We start from the raw sequence: 19,612 nt of genomic DNA on the forward strand, positions 1-19,612 counted from the left end.
GTTTCCCACGCCCCCGCCGCCCTCCCGGATGGGGTGGGGCCGGGGGGGCGGGCTTTTGTTTTTCCTCCCCGGGCCCGCGTGACAGCGGGGGGCCCGGCGGCCACGGCATCGGCTGTGCGGGAGGTACGACCGGTCTCCGGCGCGAGACCCGGTCGAGGAGGAAACGGTGTCAGAGGGCGATGATCTGCCACTGCTGGCGTGTGGCGCCCGTGTAGGTCTGTTGGTCGAGTTTGGCGCCGTCGGCGGTGGAGCCGTCGGTGACGTCGAGGGCCAGTCCGCTGAAGCGGTTGGTGAGCAGGTAGTAGCCGTCGCCGGTGGGGGTGACGGCCCAGTGCTGCTGGGGTACGTCGTCGTCGCTCCAGATGCCGGCGGCGGCGGCTTCGGCGCGGGAGAGGCCGCCGATCTCGAGGAGTTTGCCACTGCCGGCGCCGCGGATCTCGAAGTAGCCGTCGCCCGTGCCGGCGAAGGTCCACTTCTGGTTGGCGGTGTTCTTCCAGGGCCACTGCAGGACGGCGGTGCCGTTGGCGGTGCCCGCGCCGGAGACGTCCGCGCTCTTGCCGCTGTGGCGGGCGGTGAGGCGGTAGACGGTGCTGTCGCCGGGCAGGACGCGGGAGCGCAGCGCGGGTGTGGTGGTGCGTCCGCCGATGCGGAGGTTGCCGATGTTGGCGTAGTCGCCGGTGGCGGTGTTGACCTTGATGCGGACGTATCCGACGTCGCGGGCGGTCCATTCCGCGAACTTGAGGGTGCGGTCGCCGTTCCAGGTGGGGGTGGCGACCTGGGTGAAGGTGGTGCCGTCGGTGCTGGTGGAGATGGTGCAGGAGGTGATGTCACCGTCGGTGGAGTTGTTGCGGTTCCACTGCTTGGGCAGATACTCCAGGCACGAGACGCCGCTCCAGACGCCGCCGAGGTCGATGGTGATCGACTGAGGGAGGGCCAGGCTCCAGGTGGACCAGCAGGTCTCGAAGCCCTTGTCGCTGAGTCCGTCGATGGCGTTGAGAGGGCCTTCGCCGGTGTGGAAGGCGGTGGCGTAGGCGTTCACGGCGTTGACAGGGTGTTCGACACGCAGGGGCTGGGTCGGCAGGGCGGCGCGGGAGGTGTTGGGGCTCCAGGCGGCGCCGACCTCGGCGAGGCGGGTGACGATGTTGGTGTCGAGGCGGCCGTCGCGGTTGGGCGGGCAGTTGAGGATGAACGAGGTGTACTTGGGTTCGAGGTCGGCCAGGTGGGACAGGATCGACGCCTTGCTCATCGGGTCGGTCGTGGGTGTGCTGGGGTGCCAGAACCAGCCGTCGCTGATCGTCTGCCCCTGCAGTGACGCGTAGGTGTTCCCGGCGGGCGAGGTGACCCCGAGGGGTTCCTCGAAGTAGATGGCGTCACCGAGGAACGGCACCGACAGCGCTCCATGGTCGATCATCACGATGTCCGGCTGGAGGGACAGTACGTGCTCGCGGATGCGCTGGTAGGAGACGGCCTGCTGGCCCATCTGCCAGGCGTAGCCGTCGGTGACGAACATGTCGATGGTGCCGTAGTTGGTGAGGAGTTCGGTGATCTGACCGAGGATGAGGGTGAGGTCGGCGGGTTGGATGGCTTCCTTGGTGCCGACGCCGTGGCGGGTGTCGTAGGCCTCGACGGTGTGGGTGCGGTCCCAGATGGAGAAGTAGAGGCCGATCTTGAGGCCCTTGGCGCGGAACGCCGTGACGTACTGGTCGACGATGTCGTGCGGATAGCCGCTGTGGGTGACGTTCTGGGTGTCGTAGGCGGTGGGCCACAGGGCGAAGCCGTCGTGGTGCTTGGTGGTGAGCACGCCGTAGCTCATCTTCGCGGCGGCCGCGGCGGCGGCCCACTGGGCGCAGTCGACGGCGGTCGGGGCGAACAGTGCGGGGTCCTGGTGCGGGGCCGCCCACTCCTCGTCGGTGAAGGTGCCCAGGTTGAAGTGGTTGAACATGCCGAACCGCAGGTCCGCCAGCTTGCTCAGCTTGTCCTGCGGGGTGGCCGCGGCGGCCCGGCTCAGTGCGTCGAGGCCGGGTACGACGGGCAGCGCGGAGGCGGCCACGGCGGCACCCGCGGCGCCCATGAGTCGGCGGCGGGACAGACTTCCGGACACGATTCACTCCCGGTGCATCAGGGGACGGGGGGGCTGATGTGACCTATGAATCTCATCCGTGTGTCAGACAGGTCAACCCTCGTGCAGGGATGAATAGTCGCTGGAAACAAAGAGGTTGGCGGAGCAAAAACGGAAATTTCCGCCCAGTGTCTCCCATGGACATCACATGTATGACCTGTACCTCGCTCATTCCCGGCTTGACCGGCAAGCGTTAGCGATAACACTGTGCCCGTGGACCAGCGGAGTCAGCGTCCCGGCAGGGCGCGGAGACCTCACCGGGGAGTGGGGCCGGCCCGGAGAGGGCGGTCGGCATCTTCGACATGGCCAAGGCCGCCGGAGTCTCCCACCGGACCGTGTCCCGTGTGATCAACAGCAGGCCGAGGGTGAACCGGCCACTCGGGAGCAGGTCCTGGAGTGATCGGGGCGCTGGGCTACCGGCCCGACCGGCTGGCCAGGGCGCTGGCCGGGGGAGTGGTGCGTTCGGTGACCGTCCTCACCGCGGACACCATTCTGTTCCGTGCGGGGCGGCCAGAGCGCCGACACGGCCGGCGAGATGCGGTATGCCCACGCGGCGGTGCAGGTCCGGTTCGCCGACGGAGTACGCGACCTGGAGCCGGTCCTCGCCGGTGCCGAGACGGCGGAACACCCGGACGGCAGCGTCACGCTGGCGCTGCGGTTCGACGACCGGCACTGCTCGCTCACCGTGGAGACCCACTACCGCCTGCGCGCGCACTCCGATGTGATGGAGCGCCACCTCGTGCTGCGGCACTCCGGCACCGAGGCCGACGGACCGGTCACCGCCGCCAGGGCCGACTCCGCCACCTGGATGCTGCCCGTGCTCGGCGAGTACTGGCTCAGTCAGTCCTACGGACAGTGGTCCGCCGAGACACAGCTCAACCGGACGCCGCTGTCCTGCGGCGAGACGGTCTTCATCAGCCGCCGTGGTACCACCGGTCACCAGGCCAACCCCTGGGCCATGATCGACGACGGGCGGGCCGGCGAGGACCATGGCGCCGTCTGGTGCTGCGCGCTGGCCTGGAGCGGCACTTGGAAGCTGACCGCACAGCGACTGCCCTTCGGGCGCGGCACCCTGGCGGCCGGGTTCGGGCACGACCGGGTGACGTGGGAACTGCGGGCGGGCGCAGGTCCACCCCGCGCGGGTGATGGGCGCCTGGGCGACCGACACCAATCCGTACCCGGGACGGCGACTGCCCCTGGACTTCCGTTTCCGTGTCGCCACGGCCGGAGTGCTGGGCGGCGGCGACCTCAACCGCTGGGACGAGGGCGAACTGGCGCGGGCCGCGGAGCACGTGGCAGCCTACAAGCGTGTACGCCGGCTGGTGCGGCGGGGCGAGCATTACCGGCTGCGGCCCGACGGCGACGGCGAGCTGAGCGCCCTGCAGTACCTCGCGCCGGACGGTCGCGAGACCGCGGTATCGTCCTGCGCCGGGCGCGGCGCTTCGGTCACCACGACCGTCCGCTGCCGCTGCGGTCGCTCGATCCGGCCGCCCGCTACCGGGACGCGCTCACCGGTGCCGTCCACCACGGCGCGGTCCTGCTCAGCCAGGGACTGCCGTTGGACCTGGACGCCGACGACTACGCCTCCGCGCTCGTCCATCTGGTGCGTGAGCAGGGCTGATTCCGGTCCTGTCGCATCGACCGCCGGAAGGGGCGGGGGCTGCCGCGACCTGCGGCCCCCGCCCCTTCCGACGGTGTGATCCGTCCAGTGGACATCGACATTGATGGGATTGATTCCAGGTTCTGGGGCGAGAGGTCAGTCTTCGAGTCCACTCTGTTACCAGCGGATTTCGAGTTTCTGCGTCAGGGGTATGGACAGCCCGGTCGGGCTCTGTCTATAAAGACATCCCATCTATCGGGGGAAACAGTCACCCGCCGGATCAGTGCGAGGAACAATGACGAGACTCAGAACTGCTCTCTTCTCCGCGGTATCGGCCTGCTCGGCTCTGGCCCTGCTCAGCGCCTGCAGCTCCAGCTCCGACTCCGGGTCGACGACGAGCGACAAGCCGCTGGTGGGCGTCGACTACCCGCGCTCCGACACCGACTTCTGGAACTCGTACATCAAGTACACGCCGGAGTACGCCAAGGAGCTCGGTCTCTCCCTGAAGACCACCAACTCGCAGAACGACGTCGCCAAGCTGACGTCGAACGCGCAGACGTTCATCAGTCAGGGCGTCAAGGGCATCGCGATGGCCCCGCAGGACACCGCCGCCATCGCGCCGACCCTGTCGCAGCTGGAGGCGAAGAAGATCCCCGTCGTCACCGTCGACACCCGCCCCGACAGCGGCAAGGTGTTCATGGTGGTGCGGGCGGACAACCGCGCGTACGGCGAGAAGGCGTGTCAGTACCTGGGCACCAAGCTCGGCGGCAAGGGCAAGGTCGTGATGCTCCAGGGCGGCCTGGACTCCATCAACGGCCGTGACCGCACCGAGGCGTTCAACGAGTGCATGAAGAAGAACTATCCGGACATCAAGGTGTTCGGTGAGGCCACCAACTGGGACGGCGCCGTCGCCGCGCAGAAGCTCCAGACCGACCTGACCGCCAACCCGGACATCAAGGGCGTCTACATGCAGTCCAGCTTCGCCCTGGCCGGCACCCTCCAGGTCCTCAAGCAGAAGGGCCTGCTGGTCGACCCCTCGGACAAGAAGCACGTGTACGTCGTCTCCAACGACGGCATCCCCGAGGAGCTCAAGTCCATAGCCGAGGGCAAGATCGACGCCACCGTCTCGCAGCCGGCCGACCTCTACGCCAAGTACGCCCTCTACTACCTGAAGGCCGCGATCGACGGGAAGACCTTCAAGCCGGGCAAGACCGACCACGACAGCACCATCATCCAGGTCCGTGAGGGTCTGCTGGAGGACCAGCTGTCCGCGCCGCTGGTCACCGCCGACGGCGGTACCTACGGCGGTGTGCCCAGCGTGAAGAGCGACGACAAGTCGCTGTGGGGCAACAACCTCGATTGATGGTCCGTCGGAAAAGCCAACAGCTCACGATTTCAAGGCGGTTGAGATGAGCGACGGGGAGCGAGCAGTCACCCCCGCGCCCGCCCCGGCTGACGACGGGCGGGCCCCCGCAGCCCCGCCCGTCGTCGAGGCGACGGGCATTGTCAAACGATTCGGTCCGACGGTGGCCCTGCGCGACGCCCGGATCACCGTCCGGCCGGGCGAGACCCACGCCCTGGTCGGCCGCAACGGAGCCGGAAAGTCGACCCTGGTGTCGGTCCTCACCGGTCTGCAGGCCCCGGACGAGGGCACGGTCACCTTCGGGGGCGAGCCGACCCCCCGGCTCGCCGACCGGGACGCCTGGCGGCAGCGCGTGGCCTGCGTCTATCAGAAGTCGACGATCATCCCCACACTGACCGTGGCCGAGAACCTCTTCCTCAACCGCCATCAGAGCGGGCGCAGCCGCCTGATCAGCTGGCAGGCAATGCGCAGCCGGGCCCAGGACCTGCTGTCGACCTGGTCGGTGAACGTCTCCCCGCAGACCATGGCCGGCGATCTGAGCGTGGAACAGCGGCAGTTCGTCGAAATCGCTCGGGCACTGTCCTTCGGGGCCCGGTTCATCATCCTCGACGAGCCGACGGCCCAGCTCGACGCCGCCGCCATCAACCGGCTCTTCGACCGGATCCGCGATCTGCAACGGCAGGGCGTCACCTTCCTGTTCATCAGCCATCACCTCCAGGAGATCTACGAGATCTGCGACATGGTGACGGTGTTCCGCGACGCCCGGCACATCCTGACCGCCCCGGTCGCCGAGCTGCCGCGGACCGAACTGGTCGCCGCCATGACCGGTGAGGCCGCCGGGTCCGACCGTCCGGAGCGGGCGGGCCGTCCCGACACCGCCGCCGGGGCCGCCCTGGACGTGCGCGCCCTGGGCAGCGAGGGCGTGTTCGAGGACATCAGCTTCACCGTGGGCGCCGGTGAGATCGTGGGGCTCGCGGGCGCCGCGGGCAGCGGTCGTACGGAGGTCGCCGAGACCGTCGTAGGACTGCGGGCCGCCGGGTCCGGCGAGCTGGAGATCGCCGGGAACCGGCCCCGGCCGGGCAGTGTCCCGGCCGCGCTCGCCGCCGGCGCCGGGTTCGTCCCGCAGGACCGGCACCACCAGGGCTTCGTCCCCGACATGTCGATCGCGGACAACGCCACCCTGTCGGTGCCCGGCCGTATCGCGCAGCGCGGCCTGCTGAGCAGGGCCCGCCGGGACCGGCTCGCCGGGGACATGATCGAGAAGCTGGCGATCAAGACGCCCGGACCGGAACTCCCCGTCTCCTCACTCTCCGGGGGCAACCAGCAGAAGGTCGTCATGGCGCGCGCCCTCGCCGACGACCCCCGGCTGCTGGTCCTGATCAACCCGACGGCGGGCGTGGACGTGCGGTCCAAGGAGTTTCTCCTGGGCAAGGTCGAGGAGACCGCGGACGCCGGCACCGGAGTGCTCATCGCCTCCGACGAACTCGACGACCTGCGCATGTGCGACCGGGTCCTGGTGATGTTCCAGGGCCGGATGACGACAGAGATCGCCCGCGGCTGGCACGACCACGACCTCGTCGCCGCGATGGAAGGAGTGGACCTCGATGCCTGAAACCGCCCTCGCGGAGACCCCCGCGCCCGAGACGGGGGAACAGCCCGGGCGGCGCGCGCTGCTCGGTGGACGCGTCCCCCTCGCCCGGCTGCGCGACCTCGCCCTGGTCCCCGCCATCGTCGTGATCGCGATCGTCGGCCAGATCGTCAACCCGATCTTCCTGCAGACGGACAACCTGATCAACGTCCTGCAGACCATGTCCGAGATCGCCCTGCTGGTCCTCGCCCAGACGATGATCCTGATCGTCAAGAAGATGGACCTGTCGCTGGAGTCGACGATGGGCCTCGCGCCCGGCGTCGCGGCCTGGCTGGTGGTGCCCACCGGCGCCGGACACGGCCTCGGCCTGCTCCCGGGTGCCTGGGCGATCCCCGTCACGCTCGCGGTGGGCGTACTGATCGGTGTGGTCAACGCGCTGCTGATCATCCGGTTCGGCCTCAACGGCTTCATCGTCACCCTCGGCATGCTGATCGTCCTGCGCGGCATCCTCACCGGCATCTCGGGCGGCCAGACCTTCTTCCAACTGCCCGAGTCGATGCTCTACCTCGGCACCGCCGAATGGTTCGGCATGCCCGCCTCCATCTGGGTCTGCCTGGTGCTGTTCGCCGTCGCGATCGTCGTCCTCGGCTGGACCAGCTTCGGCCGCTCCCTGTACGCCATCGGCGGCAACGTCGACGCCGCGAAGGCCGCCGGCATCCGCACCGACCGGGTGCTGGCCATCGTCATCATCACCGGGAGCCTGCTCGCCGCCCTCGCCGGACTGCTGCTGTCCGGACGGCTGGCCTCGGTCGCCTCCGCCCAGGGCAACGGCTACATCTTCACCGTCTTCGCCGCCGCCGTCATCGGTGGGATCAGCCTCAACGGCGGCAAGGGCACCATGTTCGGCGCCTTCACCGGCATCCTGCTGCTCTTCATGATCCAGAACGTGCTCACCCTGGCGGGCGTCCCCGCCCAGTGGATCGGAGCCCTCAACGGCCTGATCATCCTGGTCGCCCTGTGCATCTCGCGTATCACGGGCGGCAAGGTCCAGGACTGAACCGACCGGCAACGGCGCCGGAACGCCTATCACCACTCAGTACTGCCCGTCGCGAAGGGCCGCGTGCCCGACCGACCCTCACAGGAGTTCTCACCATGACGCCTGCCGTGCCCGCATCCGCCCGCATCACCGCCCTGGACGTGCTCGACGTGCGCTTCCCGACGTCCGAGCACCTGGACGGGTCCGACGCGATGAACCCCGAGCCCGACTACTCGGCCGCCTACGTCGTCCTGCGTACCGACGCCGGCGACGGACTGGAGGGCCACGCCCTGGCGTTCACCACCGGCCGCGGCAACGACGCGCAGGCCGCAGCCATCGCCACCCTCGCCCCGCACGTCGTGGGTCGGTCGGTGGAGGAGGTCTGCGCCGACCTCGGCGCCTTCGCCCGCTCCCTCGTGCACGACCCCCAACTGCGCTGGCTGGGACCGGAGAAGGGCGCCATCCACATGGCGACCGGCGCCGTCGTCAACGCCGCCTGGGACCTGGCCGCCAAGCGGGCCGGCAAGCCCGTGTGGCGGTTCCTCGCCGAGATGACGCCCGAGGAGCTGGTCGCCCAGGTCGACTTCCGCTGGCTGTCCGACGCCCTCACCCCCGAGGACGCCCTGGACATCCTGCGCCGCGCCGAACCCGGCCGCGAGGAGCGCGTCACCCACCTGCTGGACCACGGCTATCCCGCCTACACCACCACCCCCGGCTGGCTCGGCTACTCCGACGAGAAGCTGTCCCGCCTCGCCCGCGAGGCCGTCGCCGACGGCTTCACCCAGATCAAGCTGAAGGTCGGCGCCGATCTGGAGGACGACATCCGGCGCATGCGCACCGCCCGCGAGACCGTCGGCGCGGACATCCGCATCGCCGTGGACGCCAACCAGAGATGGGACGTCCAGCCCGCCATCGACTGGATGCGCGCGCTGGCCCCCTACGACCCGTACTGGATCGAGGAGCCCACCTCCCCGGACGACATCCTCGGCCACGCGGAGGTCCGCAAGGCCCTCGCGCCCATCAAGGTCGCCACCGGCGAGCACATCGCCAACCGGGTCGTCTTCAAGCAGCTGTTGCAGGCCGGCGCGGTGGACATCGTGCAGATCGACTCCGCCCGGGTCGGCGGCGTCAACGAGAACATCGCGATCCTGCTGCTCGCCGCCAAGTTCGGCGTCCCGGTCTGCCCGCACGCCGGCGGCGTCGGCCTGTGCGAGATGGTCCAGCACCTGTCGATGTTCGACTACGTCGCGGTCACCGGGACCACCGAGGACCGGGTCATCGAGTACGTCGACCATCTCCACGAGCACTTCGTCGATCCCGTCCGCATCGCCCGCGGCAACTACCTGGCGCCCGAACTCCCGGGCCTGAGCGCCCAGATGCACCAGGCGTCCCTCAAGGAGTACGCCTACCCCGACGGCCCGGTCTGGTCCGCCCGTGTCTGAGCCGCTGCCCCTGGTCGACGCCCACCACCATCTGTGGGACCTCGACCGCCGCCCCCAGCCCTGGCTCGACGAGCCCGGACACGAGCCGATCCGCCGCTCGTTCGGCCCCGCCGACCTGCGCGCGGCGGCCACCCGGCCGATCGCGGGCCGCCGGCTGACGGGCACGGTGGTCGTCCAGTGCGTGACATCGTTGCCCGAGACCCGTGAACTGCTCACCCTGGCCGACGGGGACCCGCTGGTCGCCGCCGTCGTCGGCTGGGCGGACCTGACCTCCCCGACGATCGGAGACGTACTCGACGAACTGCGGGGCGGGCCCGGCGGCGGTCACCTGCGGGCCCTGCGCCACCTCGTGCAGGGCGAGCCGGACCCTGCGTGGCTGCAACAACCCTCCGTGGAGCGGGGGTTGCGCGCGGTCCAGGAACGCGGCCTCGGTTACGACGTGCTGATCCGCAGCCACCAGTTCCCGCAGGCGATCCGCCTGGCCGAGCGGTTCCCCCAACTGGAGCTGGTCCTGGACCACGCCGGAAAGCCGGACCTCGTCACCGGCGAACTGAAGGACTGGGCACGGCAGGTGGGAGAACTGGCCGGCCACCCGCAGGTGCGGTGCAAGGTCTCGGGTCTGGTCACCGAGGCCGACCACGACACGTGGACGCTCGACGACATCCGGCCGGCGTGGGACGTACTGCTGTCGGCCTTCGGCCCGGACCGGCTGATGTTCGGCTCGGACTGGCCGGTCTGCGACCTCGCCGGCGGCTGGAACCGCTGGGCGGGGACGGTCGAGGAACTTCTCCACGACTGCTCCGCAAGCGAGACCGAGGCGGTACTCGCAGGTACGGCCGCCTCCTTCTACTGCCTTCCCGCACACCGGACCGAGGGGACGGCCGCGTGCTCCTGACCGAACTGCTGCACCCCGGCATCCTCGAAGCCCTCGCCGGCGCCGGCCACGGCGCCCGTGTCCTGCTAGCCGACGGTCACTACCCGGCGAGCACCGCCACCGGCGAGCGCGCCAGGACCGTGCATCTCAACCTCGCCCCCGGGCTCCTCGACGTCACCAGCGTCCTCGACGTTCTGTTGCGTGCGCTGCCCGTCGAGTCGGCCCATGTGATGGTGCCGCCGGAGGGCGAACCCGAGCCGCCCGCGATCGCGGAGTACCGCTCCCGGCTCGCGCCCGTACCGGTCGAGACGCTCGGCCGCTTCGCGTTCTACGACGCCGCCCGCTCGCCCGACCTGGCGCTGGCGATCGTCACCGCCGACACCCGTACCTACGCCAACCTGCTGCTGACCATCGGCGTCCGCGCGGAAGGGACCCTGACTTCACGATGACTCTCGCTGTTCGTTATGTCTCCGCTCGTGTGTTGGACACGACGGCGGTGGAGGAGGCGCCGCCGGGCCGGGGGGAGGTGGTGCTGGCTCCGGCGTACGTGGGGATCTGCGGGACGGATCTGCACATCTTCCACGGGGACATGGACGCGCGGGTGGGTGCGCCCGCGGTGCTGGGGCATGAGATGGCGGGCCGGATCGTGGCGGTCGGGGAGGGCGTGGAGGGCTGGCAGCCGGGCGACCCGGTGACGGTGATGCCCTTGCGCTGGGACGATTCCTGCCCCGCCTGCCGGGCAGGGCACCAGCACATCTGCCAGCACCTGGACTTCATCGGGATCGATTCGCCGGGTGCGATGCAGCAGCGCTGGACGGTGCCGGCGTCCACCCTGGTGCGGCTGCCGGGAGATCTGCCGCTGGACCGGGCCGCGCTCGTCGAGCCCACGGCCGTCGCCGTGCACGACGTGGGCCGCGCGCAGGTGCGGGAGGGCGAGAAGGTCGTCGTGGTGGGCGGTGGTCCGGTCGGTGTGCTGATCGCGCTGGTCGCGCGGGGCAGGGGTGCCGACGTGCGGGTGGTGGAGCTGAGCGCGCATCGGCGTGTGCTGGCGGAGGAACTGGGGCTGGCCGTGTGGGACCCGGCCGCGGTCGACGTGCCCGAACTGGTCCGGGAGTGGACCGGGGACGCGGGCGCGGACGTCGCCTTCGAGGTGTCCGGCGCGGCGGGCGGGGTGGAGACCGCGGTCGACGTGCTGGGGGTGCGGGGCCGGTTGTGCCTGGTCGCCATCCATCCAAGGCCGCGTGAGGTGAACCTGCACCGGTTCTTCTGGCGTGAACTGACCTTGGTCGGGGCGCGGTTGTACGACCGCGGCGATTTCGAGAGGGCGGTCGCTCTGGTCGCGGACGGCACGATCCCGGCCGACCGGTTGATCAGCAAGGTGGTGCCGCTGCCGGAGGCGCCGGCGGCGTTCGAGGCGCTGGAGGGCGGCGGAGACGTGATGAAGATTCTTGTCGACTGCGGCACCCCTCAGGAGGCCCGGGCATGAGCCTGTTCGATCTGACCGGGAAGCTCGCGGTGGTCACCGGGGCGCGGCGTGGTATCGGCCGGGCGATGGCCCGCGCGCTCGCGGAGGCGGGCGCGGACGTCATCGGGGTGAGCGCGAACCTGGAGGCGACCGGCAGCGACGTGGAGAAGGACGTCACCGCCGCCGGGCGCGACTTCGAGGCGATCCGCACCGACTTCGCCGACCCGGATGCGGTGAGGGCCCTGGGCGCGGATCTCGCCGCGCGGGAACGGCCGGTGGACATCCTGGTCAACAACGCGGGCACGATCCGGCGCACCCCGGCCGCCGAGCACTCCGACGCGGACTGGGACCTGGTCCTCCAGGTCAACCTGACCGCCCAGTTCGCGCTCACCCGCGCGGTCGGGGCCACGATGGTGGCCCGGGGCCGGGGCAAGGTCGTCTTCACCGCCTCGCTGCTCAGCTACCAGGGTGGGATCACCGTGCCCGGCTACACCGCCGCCAAGCACGGCATCGCGGGCCTGACCAAGGCGCTGGCCAACGAGTGGGCCCCGCACGGCGTCAACGTCAACGCGATCGCCCCCGGCTACATCGCCACCGACAACACCGAGGCCCTGCGCGCCGACCCGGCCCGCAGCCAGGCGATCCTGGACCGGATCCCGGCCGGCCGCTGGGGCAGCGCCGATGACCTCGCCGGCGCCACCGTCTTCCTCGCCTCCGACGCCGCCGCCTACGTCCACGGCACCATCCTGCCCGTCGACGGCGGATGGCTCGGCCGATGACCACACCCCTCACATCACTCCTGGCCGGTACCAGAGTCCTGCCGGTGCTGACCGTTCCCTCCGCCATGACAGCCACCCCGCTCGCCGCCGCGCTCGCCGAGGGCGGGGCCCGGTGCGCCGAGGTCACGTTCCGCACCGATGCCGCCGAGCAGGTCGTGAAGGCGATGGCGGCGCACGGCGGGCTGACCGTCGGCGCCGGCACGGTCCTCACCGCCGAGCAGGCGGAACGCGCGGTCGCGGCCGGTGCCCGGTTCGTCGTCTCACCCGGGTTCGACGAGGAAGTCGTCGCGAAATGCCGGGAGTTGGAGGTGCCCGTCGTCCCGGGTGTCGCCACCGCGACCGAGCTGATGCGGGCCCTGCGGGCCGGGCTCGACACGGTGAAGCTGTTCCCGGCCGAACCGCTCGGCGGTCCGGACACCCTTCGGGCCCTCGCCGCGCCGTTCCCGCAGGCGCGGTTCGTGCCGACCGGCGGCATCGGCGTCGACCGGCTGGCCGACTATCTCGCCGAGCCCTCGGTCCTCGCCGTGGGCGGCAGCTGGCTGGCTCCCGTCGCCCTCCTGGAGCGCGGCGACTACGCGGAGATCCTGCGGCTGACCGCGCAGGCGGTCGAGAGGAGCGCGCCGTGACCGACGTGGTGGCCCTCGGAGAGGTGATGCTCCGGTTCGACCCGGGTGAGGGCCGGATCCGCACCGCCCGCTCCTTCCAGGTGTGGGAGGGCGGCGGCGAGTACAACGTCGTCCGGGGACTGCGCCGCTGCTTCGGGCGCAGTACGGCCGTCGTGACCGCGCTGGCCGACAACGCGGTGGGCCGGCTGGTCGAGGACCTGATCCTGCAGGGCGGCGTCGGCACGTCCCTGGTCCGCTGGGTTCCCGGGGACGGCATCGGCCGTACCGCGCGCAACGGCCTGAACTTCGTGGAACGCGGCTTCGGCATCCGCGGCGCCCTGGGCGTCAGCGACCGGGCGAACACGGCGGTGTCCCAGCTGCGGAAGGGGGACGTCGACTGGGACGCCGTCTTCTCCGCGGGGGTGCGCTGGTTCCACACCGGGGGGATCTTCGCCGGGCTGTCCGACACCACCGTGGACGTCGCCGACGAGGCCATGGCGGCGGCCCGACGGCATGGGGTGACCGTGTCGTACGACCCCAACTACCGCCCCAGCGTGTGGGAGGGCCGGGGCGGCGCCGACCGGGCCCGTGAGGTCGATCTACGGCTTGCCCGGCACGCCGACGTCGTCGTGGGCGCCCTGGGCCTCGCGGGGAGTCATCCGGGGGCGGTGCGCGTCGGCGCGGACGAACTCCCCGACGCGCTCGCGGAGGTGTCCGGACTCCTCCCGCGGGCCGGGGTGTTGGCGACGACCCTGCGCGCGGTGCCCTCGGCGGGGGTGAACGACTGGTCCGCCGCCGCATGGTCGCCCGGTACCGGTTTCCTCACCGGCCCCCTGATGCCGGGCCTGCACGTCCTGGACCGCATCGGCTCCGGCGACGGATTCGCCGCCGGACTGATCCACGGTCTGCTCGCAGGGGAGAGCCTGGAGCGTGCCCTCGCCTACGGCACCGCGCACGGCGCCCTCACCATGACCACGCCCGGCGACGTCTCCATGGCCTCACTCGCCGAGGTGGAGGCGCTGATGGCCGGAGGCTCCGCGGCCGTCCGACGCTGAGCCGGGCACCGAACCACCCGAACCCTGGAGTAACCCTTGCAGCGCAGGAAGATCACGAGCACCCGGGTCGAGCTCACCGAACTCGGCTTCGGCGCCTCGGTCATCGGCAACCTGTACCGGGTCACCCCGGCCGAGGACGCGGCGTCGGCGGTCGAGGCCGCCTGGCATGCCGGTGTCCGTTACTTCGACACCGCGCCGCACTACGGCCTGGGACTGTCGGAGGCGCGACTGGGCGCGGCCCTGCGCCACCGTCCGCGGGACGAGTACGTCGTATCGTCCAAGGTCGGCCGCCTGCTGGTGCCCAACGAGAGCCCCAGGGGCGTCGACAGCGAGGGTTTCGTCGTCCGCGACGACCTGCGCCGGCAGTGGGACTTCAGCCGCGACGGCGTCCTGCGCTCCATCGAGGCCACCCTGGAGCGGACCGGCCTCGACCGGCTGGACGTGGTCTATCTGCACGATCCCGACGAGCACTGGAGGCAGGCCGCCGAGGAAGCCATGCCCGCCCTCGCGGACCTCCGCGACCAGGGGGTGATCGGCGCGATCGGCGCCGGCATGAACCAGTCGGCCATGCTCGCGCGCTTTGTGCGCGAGACCGCCGCCGACGTCGTCATGCTCGCCGGCCGCTACAGCCTCCTCGACCAGTCCGCCCTCGACGACGTCCTGCCCGCCGCACACGAACACGGCAGGAGCGTCGTCGCGGTCGGCGTCTTCAACTCCGGACTCCTCGCCCGGGACCGCCCCGCCGAGGGCATGAAGTACGACTACCAGGACGCCCCGACGCACCTGGTCACCCGGGCACAGCGCATCGCGGAGGTGTGCGAGGAGCACGGGACGAGCCTCCCCGCCGCCGCGCTGACCTTCCCGTTCACCCACCCCAGTATCATCAACGTCACCCTCGGCATGCGGAATCCGGAACAGGTCATGCGAAACGTCGAGCTCCACCGGCGTCGCGTCCCCACGGGGCTCTGGGACGATCTTCGGGCTCAGGGACTCATCAGGCCGGATGTGCCCGCGTAGCAGGCTCAGGGAAGGAGTGCGCCATGTCTCTCACCGACAGGGCAATCGAGCAGATCCGGGAACTGATCCGGACCGGAGCGCTGCCCCCGGGCTCCAAACTGCCGCCCGAGCAGGAGCTGTCCGCGCAGCTCGGGCTGTCCCGCAACCTCGCCCGGGAAGCCGTCAAAGCGCTCGCCGTGGCCCGTGTGCTGGAGGTCCGGCGGGGCGACGGCACCTATGTCACCAGCCTCCAGCCGAGCCTGCTCCTCGAAGGGCTCGGGGGAGCGGTCGAGCTGATGCAGAGCGACAAGGGCGCGCTGCTGGACCTGATGGAGGTACGGCGGCTGCTCGAACCCCTCGCCACCGCCCTCGCCGCCACCCGGATCACCGAGGACGGTCTGGCCGAGGTCAAACGCCACCTCGACGCCATGCGGGAGGCCCGTGAGGATGTCGAGCGGCTGAACTCCCACGACGCGGCCTTCCACCGGGCCGTCGTCTCCGCCACGGGCAACGAATCGCTGCTCACCCTCCTCGAAGGCATCTCCGGCCGCACTCTCCGCGCGCGTATCTGGCGCGGCCTCGTCGACGACCAGGCCGCCGGGCGGACCCTCGCGGAGCACGAGGCGATCTACGCGGCCCTTTCGGCACGTGACTTCGCCCTCAGCCAGGCGGCGGCACTCCTGCATGTCAGCAACACCGAGGAGTGGCTGCGCGAGCACCTGCGTACGGCCGCTTCCCTGGGGGACTACGCAGGGAGTGCCGAGGACGGGGCCGACCTCAAGGCATCCTGAACGGCGCGGCCGGCGAGGCTCGCCGTCGGCGGCGGACGGCCCGGTGCCGTCCCGCATGCGGCGGCTACGGGGACCCTTGAAAGCCGAGTGAAACTTGGTTTTAGATGAGGGGCCGCCATCGGGTGGCACCCCGCGACACGCGCCTGACCGGTCCGCGGCCGCACCATCGGGACGATGCGGCCCGGCCCAGAGCCGAGGAACCCCAAGTGAACACAGCCCCCCGCCACCCCGCTGCCGCCTGGGCCTCCCCGGGCCTGCTGGCCACCGGTCGACTGGCCACGCACGCGCTGGACCACCCGGACCGGGTGAGCCTGGACGGAACCTGGGAGTTCCAGCTGCTGCCGCACCCCGACGCGGCACCGGGGGAGTCCTGGGACACCATCGACGTCCCAGGGGCCTGGACCCTGCAGGACAAGGGCGACCTCCCGCACTACACCAACATCGTGATGCCCTTCGAGGCGGAGCCGCCGTACCCGCCGGCGGCCAATCCGACGGGGATGCACCGCAGGCGGTTCGACGTGCCGCGGGGGTGGCTGGAGCGACGGACCGTGCTGCACGTCGGCGCGGCGGAGAGCGTGCTGCTGGCGCGGCTCAACGGCCACGAGGTCGGTATCAGCAAGGACTCGCACCTGGCGGCCGAGTTCGAGGTCACCGGGCTGTTGCGTGAGCACGGCAACGAACTGGTGCTGACCGTGGTGAAGTACTCCGACGCCAGTTACGTGGAGGACCAGGACCAGTGGTGGCACGGCGGGATCACCCGCTCGGTCCACCTGTACAGCACCGGGCCGACCTATCTGGAGGACGTGCACGTCGTCGCCGACTTCGACGCGGGCACCGGAAGTGCCTCGCTGCGCGTCGACACGCACGTCGCCACCGACACCGGAAACCTCTCGGACGGCTGGCGGGTGCGCGTACGGGTGCCCGGTCTGCTCGACGCGGTCGAGATCCCGGTGCCGGTCGCGGAACCGCCCCGGGGCATGACCCCGACGTTCCCGGCCGGGGACGAGATACCGCAGCCGATGATCCCCGCGGACACCCTCGACCTGCTGAGCCTGCGCCCGGCGCGGGCGCCCCTCGGAGAGGAGGAGGCCGCCACCGCGGACCAGATCCAGCAGGTGCTGTTCCCGCCGCCTCCGGGCGTGGCCGTGGTGCGCGCGTCCGGCCTGCCGGCCGCACCGTGGTCCGCGGAGGACCCGCGCCGTTACGGACTGGAGGCGGAGCTGCTGGACCCCGACGGCACGGTGGCGGAGCGCACCACCCTGTCCATCGGGTTCCGCCGGGTGGAGATCCGCGGACGGGACCTGCTGGTCAACGGCCGCCGGGTGCTGATCCAGGGCGTCAACCGGCACGACGCCGACCCGCACACCGGTCGTACCGTCGGCCGCGAGCGCATGGAGCGGGAACTCTCCCTGCTCAAGAGGTTCAACGTCAACGCCATCCGCACCTCGCACTACCCCAACGACCCCGTGTTCCTGGAGCTGTGCGACACCTACGGGTTCTACGTGGTCGACGAGGCGGACATCGAGGCCCACGCGTACGCCTCCTCGCTGGCCCACGACCTGCGTTACCTGCCGGCCTTCGTCGACCGGGTCGCGCGGATGGTGCGGAGGGACAAGAACCACCCGAGCGTGATCGTCTGGTCGCTGGGCAACGAGAGCGGCTACGGACCCGCCCACGACGCCGCCGCGGCCTGGGTGCGCGCCTTCGACCCGACGCGGCCGGTGCAGTACGAGGCGGCGATCCAGCCCGACTGGTACGCGGGCCACGCCGCCAGCGACATCGTCTGCCCGATGTATCCGGTGCCCGCGGCACTGCGGGCGTACTCGGCGTCCCCGGACGCGGACCGCCCGCTCATCCTGTGCGAGTTCCAGTACGCGCAGGGTAATTCCAACGGCGGTTTCGACGAGGTCTGGCGCCTGCTGGAGAGCGCACCCGGCCTGCAGGGAGGCTTCGTCTGGGAGATGCTCGACCACGGCCTGGACCCGGACCGTGACGGCCGGCACCGGGCGGGCGGCGACTTCGGGGACCAGCCCCACGACGGGCTCGCCTGCATCAACGGCCTGGTCTTCCCGGATCTCACCCCCAAGCCCGCCCTGTACGAGGCCCGGACCCTGTTCGCTCCGCTCGCCCTGGCCGCGGCATCCGACCGGGCCCGGTCGGATCTGCAGCGGGGACGGCTGCGCCTGCGCAACCGGCAGGCCTTCAACGACACCACCGGCCTCGAACTGTCCGCACAGGTGGAGACCTCCACCGGACCGTCGCGGTCCGTTCCGCTGTCCTGCCCCGTCATCGGACCGGGCGAGGAGGGAGTGCTGGCGCTCCCGGAGACCCTGCGGCGGGCGGCGACGGCGACGGACGCCCTGGCGGTCACCGTGATCGTGGCCACCGCGGACGATCACCCCTGGGGACCGGCCGGCACCGAACTGGCCCGACTCCAGATCTCCCGGCCGCGCTCCTCCGCTCTCGGGTCCGCCGGGGCCGGAGTTCCGGCGGCCGTGCCCCTCGACACCGACGGCATGCTCGACCACCCCGGCCTGGGCGCAGCCCCGGAGCTGTCGCTGTGGCGTGCCCTCACCGACAACGACGCCGCGGGCGTACTCGACCACCGGCTGCGTCGCACCGGACTGTTCCGCACGGAGCGCAAGCTGGTGTCCGTGACCGAGGGGCCGGGCACGGCGACCGTGGAGGCGGCCTTCACGGCGGCGTTCGGGCAGGTGGTCACGCACCGGCGGACCATCACCGCCCTCGGTGGTGACGCGTTCCGGTTCGACGAGGAGGTCGTCCTCCCCGACGCGTTCGAGGAAGTGCCCCGGGTGGGGCTGGTGCTGGAGACCCTTCCCGGCTTCGACCGCATCGCCTGGACCGGTCTCGGCCCGCACGAGACCTACCCGGACCGTCGGGCGTCCGGCCTGCTCGGCCGTTGGGAGAGCGCGGTCGCCGACCTCGCCGTGCCGTACCTGCGCCCGCAGGAGAACGGTGGCCGTGCCGAGGTCACGGACCTGGAACTCGGAGACGCGGCCGGTCGGCGGCTCCGGCTGCGCACGGACCGGCCCGTCCAGATGAACGCCTCCCATCAGCGGGTCTCGGACCTGGAGTCGGCCGAGCGGGTCTGGCAGCTCACCCCGCGTCCGCAGACCGTGCTCCATCTCGACGTCGCACACCGGGGTCTCGGCACGGGGGCCCTCGGCCCGGACACCGCCCCCCGGTTCCGGATCCGGCCGGGCACGTACGCCTGGAGCTGGGAGCTGGTCTTCGACGGTTTCCGGGACTGAGACGCAGATCTCCACGGGACTCCACGCGAGAACTTGAACGGCACCCTCAAGTTGGAGTTACAGTGGGGGCATATCTTGAGGGGCTCCTCAAGATGATGGAGAGGATCTGATCAGGATGACCGACCGTGACGATGTGCTGGACCTCGTGGCCCGTTCCGCCGACGCGGTGAACCGGCTGGACGCCGAACAGTTCGAGAGCCTGTGGACGCCCGAGGCGGCCTGGGTGATCGACCCGCCCCTGGACTTCACCCTGGAGGGTTCCCGCGCGGAGATCGCCAAGGGGTTCGAGGCCGGGATGCGGGCGATGTGGGCGTCGTTCCTCCAGCTGATCCACAGCACGACGGTGGACGTCGACGGGGACACCGCGACCGCACGGACGTACCTCACCGAACAGGGGATTCGCCCGGACGGCACCGGCCAGCTCCTGCACGGTGTCTACGAGGACACCGTCGTCCGCACCGACGAGGGCTGGCGGTTCGCCAGGCGGCACTTCCGCTACCTCTACCTCGACCAGCCGCAGCTGGGCGGCCAGGCCGCCGCGACCGGGACGTTCGCGCTCCCCGTCGCCCCCTGAGCGGGACGGAGCCGGTGATCGCGGCACCCCGGTTACGATGCCGGGATCACCGG

Annotated in this window: 16 protein-coding genes; 15 read left to right on the forward strand and 1 reads right to left on the reverse strand. The window is 71.0% G+C overall.

Annotation, left to right across the window (positions count from 1 at the left end; all coding sequences use genetic code 11):
* Positions 1-169 precede the first annotated feature (169 nt).
* Positions 170-2,071, reverse strand: a complete 1,902-nt coding sequence (locus ACFULQ_RS43300; protein ID WP_383555684.1) for an alpha-L-fucosidase — start codon at positions 2,069-2,071, stop codon at positions 170-172.
* A gap of 547 nt (positions 2,072-2,618) precedes the next feature.
* On the opposite strand from ACFULQ_RS43300, the gene ACFULQ_RS43305 reads away from it, so the two are divergent.
* The 15 genes from ACFULQ_RS43305 (at position 2,619) to ACFULQ_RS43375 (ending at position 19,559) form a co-directional block, all read left to right on the forward strand.
* The gene (locus ACFULQ_RS43305; protein WP_383555649.1) at positions 2,619-3,740 is read left to right on the forward strand and encodes a glycoside hydrolase family 36 N-terminal domain-containing protein; all 1,122 of its coding nucleotides are present in this window, start codon (positions 2,619-2,621) and stop codon (positions 3,738-3,740) included.
* 274 nt (positions 3,741-4,014) lie between these two features.
* The gene (locus tag ACFULQ_RS43310) at positions 4,015-5,082 is read left to right on the forward strand and encodes a sugar ABC transporter substrate-binding protein (protein ID WP_383555652.1); all 1,068 of its coding nucleotides are present in this window, start codon (positions 4,015-4,017) and stop codon (positions 5,080-5,082) included.
* Positions 5,083-5,128: 46 nt separating this feature from the next.
* A complete protein-coding gene (locus tag ACFULQ_RS43315) occupies positions 5,129-6,694 on the forward strand; it encodes a sugar ABC transporter ATP-binding protein (RefSeq protein WP_383555654.1) in 1,566 nt (521 codons plus the stop codon).
* Complete coding sequence (locus ACFULQ_RS43320) at positions 6,687-7,727, forward strand: ABC transporter permease (protein WP_383555657.1); 1,041 nt, start codon at positions 6,687-6,689, stop codon at positions 7,725-7,727. Before ACFULQ_RS43315 ends, ACFULQ_RS43320 begins: the two co-directional genes overlap by 8 nt.
* Before the next feature lie 95 nt (positions 7,728-7,822).
* Positions 7,823-9,148: an L-fuconate dehydratase gene (locus ACFULQ_RS43325; protein ID WP_383555659.1), complete on the forward strand. Its 1,326-nt coding sequence runs from the start codon at positions 7,823-7,825 to the stop codon at positions 9,146-9,148.
* Complete coding sequence (locus ACFULQ_RS43330) at positions 9,141-10,043, forward strand: amidohydrolase family protein (protein ID WP_383555662.1); 903 nt, start codon at positions 9,141-9,143, stop codon at positions 10,041-10,043. The genes ACFULQ_RS43325 and ACFULQ_RS43330 overlap by 8 nt, the downstream gene beginning before the upstream one ends.
* Positions 10,034-10,471, forward strand: a complete 438-nt coding sequence (locus ACFULQ_RS43335; protein WP_361279340.1) for an RbsD/FucU domain-containing protein — start codon at positions 10,034-10,036, stop codon at positions 10,469-10,471. The genes ACFULQ_RS43330 and ACFULQ_RS43335 overlap by 10 nt, the downstream gene beginning before the upstream one ends.
* Complete coding sequence (locus tag ACFULQ_RS43340) at positions 10,468-11,508, forward strand: zinc-binding dehydrogenase (RefSeq protein WP_383555665.1); 1,041 nt, start codon at positions 10,468-10,470, stop codon at positions 11,506-11,508. Before ACFULQ_RS43335 ends, ACFULQ_RS43340 begins: the two co-directional genes overlap by 4 nt.
* Positions 11,505-12,266: an SDR family oxidoreductase gene (locus ACFULQ_RS43345; RefSeq protein WP_383555668.1), complete on the forward strand. Its 762-nt coding sequence runs from the start codon at positions 11,505-11,507 to the stop codon at positions 12,264-12,266. The genes ACFULQ_RS43340 and ACFULQ_RS43345 overlap by 4 nt, the downstream gene beginning before the upstream one ends.
* A complete protein-coding gene (locus ACFULQ_RS43350; protein WP_383555671.1) occupies positions 12,263-12,892 on the forward strand; it encodes a bifunctional 4-hydroxy-2-oxoglutarate aldolase/2-dehydro-3-deoxy-phosphogluconate aldolase in 630 nt (209 codons plus the stop codon). The genes ACFULQ_RS43345 and ACFULQ_RS43350 overlap by 4 nt, the downstream gene beginning before the upstream one ends.
* Entirely contained in the window at positions 12,889-13,926 is a 1,038-nt protein-coding gene (locus ACFULQ_RS43355; RefSeq protein WP_361279332.1) for a sugar kinase, read from the forward strand. The genes ACFULQ_RS43350 and ACFULQ_RS43355 overlap by 4 nt, the downstream gene beginning before the upstream one ends.
* A 36-nt stretch (positions 13,927-13,962) precedes the next feature.
* A complete protein-coding gene (locus tag ACFULQ_RS43360) occupies positions 13,963-14,943 on the forward strand; it encodes an aldo/keto reductase (protein WP_383555674.1) in 981 nt (326 codons plus the stop codon).
* Between the two features lie 23 nt (positions 14,944-14,966).
* Positions 14,967-15,713, forward strand: coding sequence for a FadR/GntR family transcriptional regulator (locus tag ACFULQ_RS43365; RefSeq protein WP_383555676.1), 747 nt, complete (start codon positions 14,967-14,969; stop codon positions 15,711-15,713).
* A 206-nt stretch (positions 15,714-15,919) separates the two neighbouring features.
* Positions 15,920-18,985 carry a glycoside hydrolase family 2 TIM barrel-domain containing protein gene (locus ACFULQ_RS43370; protein WP_383555679.1) on the forward strand — a complete coding sequence of 1,022 codons (3,066 nt, stop codon included), beginning with the start codon at positions 15,920-15,922 and terminating at the stop codon, positions 18,983-18,985.
* Positions 18,986-19,100: 115 nt separating this feature from the next.
* Positions 19,101-19,559 carry a nuclear transport factor 2 family protein gene (locus ACFULQ_RS43375; RefSeq protein WP_383555682.1) on the forward strand — a complete coding sequence of 153 codons (459 nt, stop codon included), beginning with the start codon at positions 19,101-19,103 and terminating at the stop codon, positions 19,557-19,559.
* The last annotated feature ends 53 nt before the right edge of the window (positions 19,560-19,612 follow it).

The sequence above is a fragment of the Streptomyces sp. NPDC057253 genome, assembly GCF_042669125.1.
In the GTDB taxonomy this organism is placed as follows: domain Bacteria; phylum Actinomycetota; class Actinomycetes; order Streptomycetales; family Streptomycetaceae; genus Streptomyces.